3 protein-coding genes and 1 pseudogene are annotated in these 4832 nt (G+C 57.1%); 2 read left to right on the top strand and 2 right to left on the bottom strand.

Annotated features, from left to right (window positions below; genetic code table 11):
* The coding region (locus AMM41_RS21440) for an ATP-binding protein (protein ID WP_194944940.1) at nt 1-494 on the top strand (494 nt) is incomplete at its 5' end.
* Nucleotides 495-561: 67 nt separating this feature from the next.
* Nucleotides 562-1167, top strand: a pseudogene (locus AMM41_RS21435) (IS3 family transposase); the annotation flags it as partial.
* 257 nt (nt 1168-1424) lie between these two features.
* Here AMM41_RS21435 and AMM41_RS21430 read toward each other — a convergent pair.
* Nucleotides 1425-2462, bottom strand: a complete 1038-nt coding sequence (locus AMM41_RS21430; RefSeq protein ID WP_089963964.1) for an IS30 family transposase — start codon at nt 2460-2462, stop codon at nt 1425-1427.
* A gap of 811 nt (nt 2463-3273) precedes the next feature.
* On the bottom strand, nt 3274-4065 hold the full coding sequence (gene istB / locus AMM41_RS21425) for an IS21-like element helper ATPase IstB (protein WP_089963962.1): 792 nt from the start codon (nt 4063-4065) through the stop codon (nt 3274-3276).
* Between the last annotated feature and the right edge of the window lie 767 nt (nt 4066-4832).

Genomic DNA, 4832 nt, shown 5'->3' with positions numbered 1-4832 from the left:
ACACCTTGAAGTTCATCACTCAAGGGGCCAATGCACTGATTGTGGGCAAACCGGGCACAGGCAAGAGCCATGTGGCCAAGTCGCTGGCGTACCAGGCTACGCTGCAAGGCTATGACGTGCGGTATTTGGAGGCGGACACCGAGTTTGCGCGGTATGCGCTGGCGGGCAGCCAGGACAGGGCGAATTTGCTGCGGGAGTGGGTCAAGCCGGATTTGCTGATCGTGGACGATTTGTTTCTGGCCAGGCGGATCACGGCGGAGGCAGCAGAGGCGTTGCAGGCCATCGTGCACCAGCGCTACAAGCTGCGCCGCGCCCTGGTGGTGACATCGAACCGGGTAGTGCAGGACTGGGGCAAGTATCTGGGGGATGCCACGATGGCCAGCACGATTTTGGACAGGTTGATGCACCGCTGCGTGATGTTGGAGTTTGAGGGCAAGAGCTACAGGCTCAAGGAGGCGGCTGCTCGCTTGGCCATCCAGCCTGAAACGTCATAATCTGGCAGCGCTGCCTGGGGGAATTTGGGGTGGCCACGGGTGGGGGAATTTGGACTGGCCATCAGGGGTCAAGGGCTTCAAATGGAACCACAAGTGTGTGTGCCGCGTCTACAAGGAGTTGGAGCTCAATTTGCGGATCACACCCCGCAAGCGGCTGGTTCGCGAGAAACCTGAGACGCTGACGATGCCACAGGGCATCAACCAGGTGTGGTCAATGGACTTCATGCACGACCAGCTCGAAGACGGCAGAACGTTTCGGTTATTCAATATCATTGACGACTTCAACCGCGAAGCCATTGGGATGGAGGTGGATTTCTCGTTGCCTTCAGAGCGGGTGATTCGGGAGCTCAAGCAGATCATCTTGTGGCGGGGAAAGCCGCAGGTCATTCGATGTGACAACGGCCCGGAATACATCAGTTCAGCGATCCAAAACTGGGCGTCTGAATTGGGCATCAGGTTGGAATACATCCAGCCTGGTAACCCACAGCAAAATGCTTATGTTGAGCGGTTCAACAGGACGGTACGGTACGAGTGGTTGTCACAGTACTATTGGCATGACTTGGCAGAGGTTCAAGACTTTGCAACGAAGTGGATGTGGTCTTACAACCACGACCGACCCAATATGGCCTTGGGCGGATTTAGACCAAAGCAGCGACTGGCCATGGCTGCGTAACGTTTCTACTTCTGAGACCCTTGCAAAAGGGGATTATTACCAGCTATTGGCGAATTAATTGAAGCAAGAATCGTCCAAAGTGAATATCAAAGACGATCAGAGAGTGTTCTTGCATAGGACCCAGAAGATTTAAGTAAACAATGGAATTTAGTTCTGGGGCAAGTTAACTTGGCTCGAACCGAACTGTTGCTGGGTAATTGGAAATTTGTGCTAAAATAAATAGGGCGGATTCAAAAGCGAAGTGCAACACCCTTTTTTCAGTGGATGAGAGTGGAGTGTTGCGGACTGTTCAGGAGCAGTTCCCTGTAAACAGACAGCGGTGATCGTACCCCCAAACCTTTGCGCGGGCGGTTGTTGATTTCATCTGCAATTGCATCCAGTTCTTCTTGGCTGTAAACAGACAAATCCGTGCCCTTGGGCAGGTACTGCCGCACCAAGCCATTCATGTTCTCGTTTGAGCCCCTCTGCCACGGGCTGTGGGGATCACAAAAGTACACCGCGATCCCTGTGCGTTTACTCAACTCCTTGTGCATCGCCATCTCACGGCCTTGGTCATAAGTCATGCTCAGGCGCAGCGGCAAAGCAATGCTCAGCAGTTTGTCCGTGAAGCCCTGCAGCACATTGAGGGCACTGGCTGGTTTGATCTCTGGAAGCTTGACCAACATCAGCAATCGGCTGGTGCGCTCCACCAACGTGCCCACGGCACTGCCATTGGCCTCGCCCTTGATGAGGTCGCCTTCCCAGTGGCCCGGGAACTGGCGGTCCTCAATCTCTGGCGGGCGCACATGGATGCTGTCCATGTCAGGAATTTGCCCCCTGCGGTCTTGGCCTTTGCTGCGAGGCACGCGCTTGTTGTGCGCTTGACGCAGTGCTTTGATCAGATCACGCTTGAGCTCGCCCACGGGCTGGGCGTAGATGCAGTTGTAGATGGTTTCGTGTGACACGCGGTGCTCATGGCCCTTGGGGTAAGTGGCTGACAGTGTCATCGATATTTGCTCGGGCGACCACCGAATGCACAGCAGGTGATGAACGATGCCAAACAGAACGCTTTCTTGATGCAGCTTTGGCTCAGGACGGCCCTGTATGCGGCGCTTGGCTGTACAGGCCTGGGCGCTCTTGCTGGCATAGTGGCCGCCGATGCTGTTGCGGTCCAGCTCCCGCGTGATGGTGCTGGGCGAACGCCCAAGGGTACGAGCAATCTCTCGAACGGTGAACTTCTGGAAATGGAGACTGGCCAGGGTCACACGCTCTTCGGGTTGGATCTGTTTGTAGTGCTTGAGTGGAGTGATTTGCATCTGCGGACCTTACAGGGTTGGCAGGTGTTGCACTTCGCTTTTGAATCCGCCATGGCTTTCAACGCTGGCTGTCTGCAATAGCACGGTTACCGACACCTTTATGGCCTTACCTCTGTGATGGCCGGGCTTAACGCGCACGACTGACGTGTCGCCTAAACAGCAGGCGATCCAAATGGCGTTGGACCTGAAATTCCGCTCACGGCCCTGGCCACCCTGAAACCAGAGCAACGCAACAGGGTCAAATTGTTTGGCCCATGGGATAGAAAAGATGGAGGAACTTTATAAGTCGGTTAGTGATAACAGGCAATCAACATGATTACGATGATCGAACGTCTAGTTGCTAGACATGTTCCCAAGCCACCCAAGCCCATTGAATGGCTCACCGATAAAGGCAGTTGTTACAGGGCGACCAAGACCAGGAGCTTTGCCAACAAATAAGGCCAAGCCCGTGACCACACGAGTGGGCAGTTCGCAAAGTAACGGTATGGCCGAGAGTTTCGTAAAACCTTTAAACGGGATTACGCTAAGCTGGCTGATTAGTAGGACTCACAAACGGTGATGGCGCAGTTGCGTAAATGGTTTGATGACTACAATTTTTACCACCTGCGCAGCGCGTTGGGCTACGTGCCCGCCAAGCTGTTCAGGGAAAAACGAGCGGTAAATTAAACACACCTACGGCACTGGGTTACGGGGTCAGAATCAGTTTACGTTTCTGCTGTCACTTTTCGGCATAAAGGAACCAGCTGTTTTCGGCATATAGGAGCCAGCTGCAAGCGCTCAAACTGACATCTTTCGGGTTTGGATTTTGCCCTTATTTGGCGTCTTTTTGTGGGTTTGAATTCTTGCTTTTTGTCACCGCCGTGGTCGGCATTTGGCGCGGCGTCCGGTACGACTGCCCATCCAGCGTCAAGCAGTAAGCGTTGTGCCTGAGCCGGTCCAACGTGGCCGAGGCCAGCAGAGGGTTGCTCGGGAAGGCCTGATCCCACTCACTGAAGTCCAGATTGCTGGTGATGATGGTGGCCGTGCGCTCGTAGCGCTCGGCAATCAGCTCGTGCAAGTCCTCATCCGCTGGTGACCTCAGGGGCTTGAGTCCAAAGTCATCAATGATCAGCACCGGGATGCGGCTGAGCGCTTGCAGTTTGCGCTCATAAGCGTTGGTCGCCCGCGCCGCGTGCAGCGTCTGCGTCAGGGCCGAGCAGCTGGTGAACAGCACATCCGTGCCCTGGCGCACCGCGCAGTGACCCAGCGCCTGAGCCAGGTGGCTTTTGCCGGTGCCGCTGGGCCCCACGATCAGCACGGGCGAACACTCGCGCACGTAGCGCCCCGTGGCCAGATCGTGCACCAGGGCCCGGTTGAGTTGGGGCAGCCGCTCAAAGTCAAACTGCTCCAGCGTCTTGGTGGACCTGAATTGGGCTTTGCGCAAGCGCATGCCAAAGCTGTTTTGCTCACGGCGGGCGACCTCATCGCCCATCAAGATGGCCAAGAACTCGGTGTAGGCCAGCTTGGACTCGATGGCCTGGCGGTTTCGTGCCTCCAGCGAGTCCAGGATGCCAGACAGGCGCAGCTGCTTCAAATGGGGAACCAGTTCGGGGATAGGGTTCATGGGATGCTCTCCTTTGGGGGTTAATGCAGCAGGTCTTGCTGCGGGTGGTGGGAATGGGTGCGGGCATCAGGGTCGGCAAACAGGCTGGCGGCATCACGCACAAACCGGGTCTTGGTGTAGACCGCATCGGTGCTGGTCTGGGGCATCGGCAGCTGATCGGCGTTGGTGCTCAGAATGGTCTTGACGGTGCGGTAATAAGGACTGCCGTGGGCCATGGCGCGGTGGCAGGCCGCCTCCAATCGGCTGTGCCCATAGGTCTTGGCCAAGCCGATAACGCCTTGTGCGGCGCGCAAGCGCTCCACAATCTTGTCTCTGAGCAACCAGTCGATGACCTGCTGGCAGTGGGGTCCGACCTCGCTGGCTTGCTCGTCCAGCCACTGGCGGTCACGGCCAAAGAACCACTGCGCCTGGGGTGGCAAGTGGTCGGGGGTGGTCACGCGCTGGCCCTTGCGCTGTCCGCGCGGGTGGGTGGCCACCAGCACATGGCCCTCATACAGGGCTACACAACCGTCGTTGGCGCGCAGCCACAGCGCCTTGCCCACCAGGGCAAACGGGGCCGAATACATCACATGCTCGAACTTGACGTGGCAGTCCCGGTGCGGGGTGACGGGGTGCCAAACCCCCAAGTCCGGTACTTGCGCAGGCAGGGGTTTCAAAAACGGCTGCTCCAGCGCAAACAGCGCCAGGGGCTGCTGGCGTGTGGTGCCGTGGGTACGCAGTCCCGCCTCGTGCAGCACCCAGAGATCGGAAGCGCACACGTCTGAACT

Origin of the sequence: Limnohabitans sp. 2KL-3 (assembly GCF_001269405.1) — a bacterium.
Lineage (GTDB): Bacteria > Pseudomonadota > Gammaproteobacteria > Burkholderiales > Burkholderiaceae_C > Limnohabitans_A.
The sequence above is the reverse complement of the archived record's forward strand: the minus strand, read 5'-3'. Positions and strand labels throughout refer to the sequence as shown.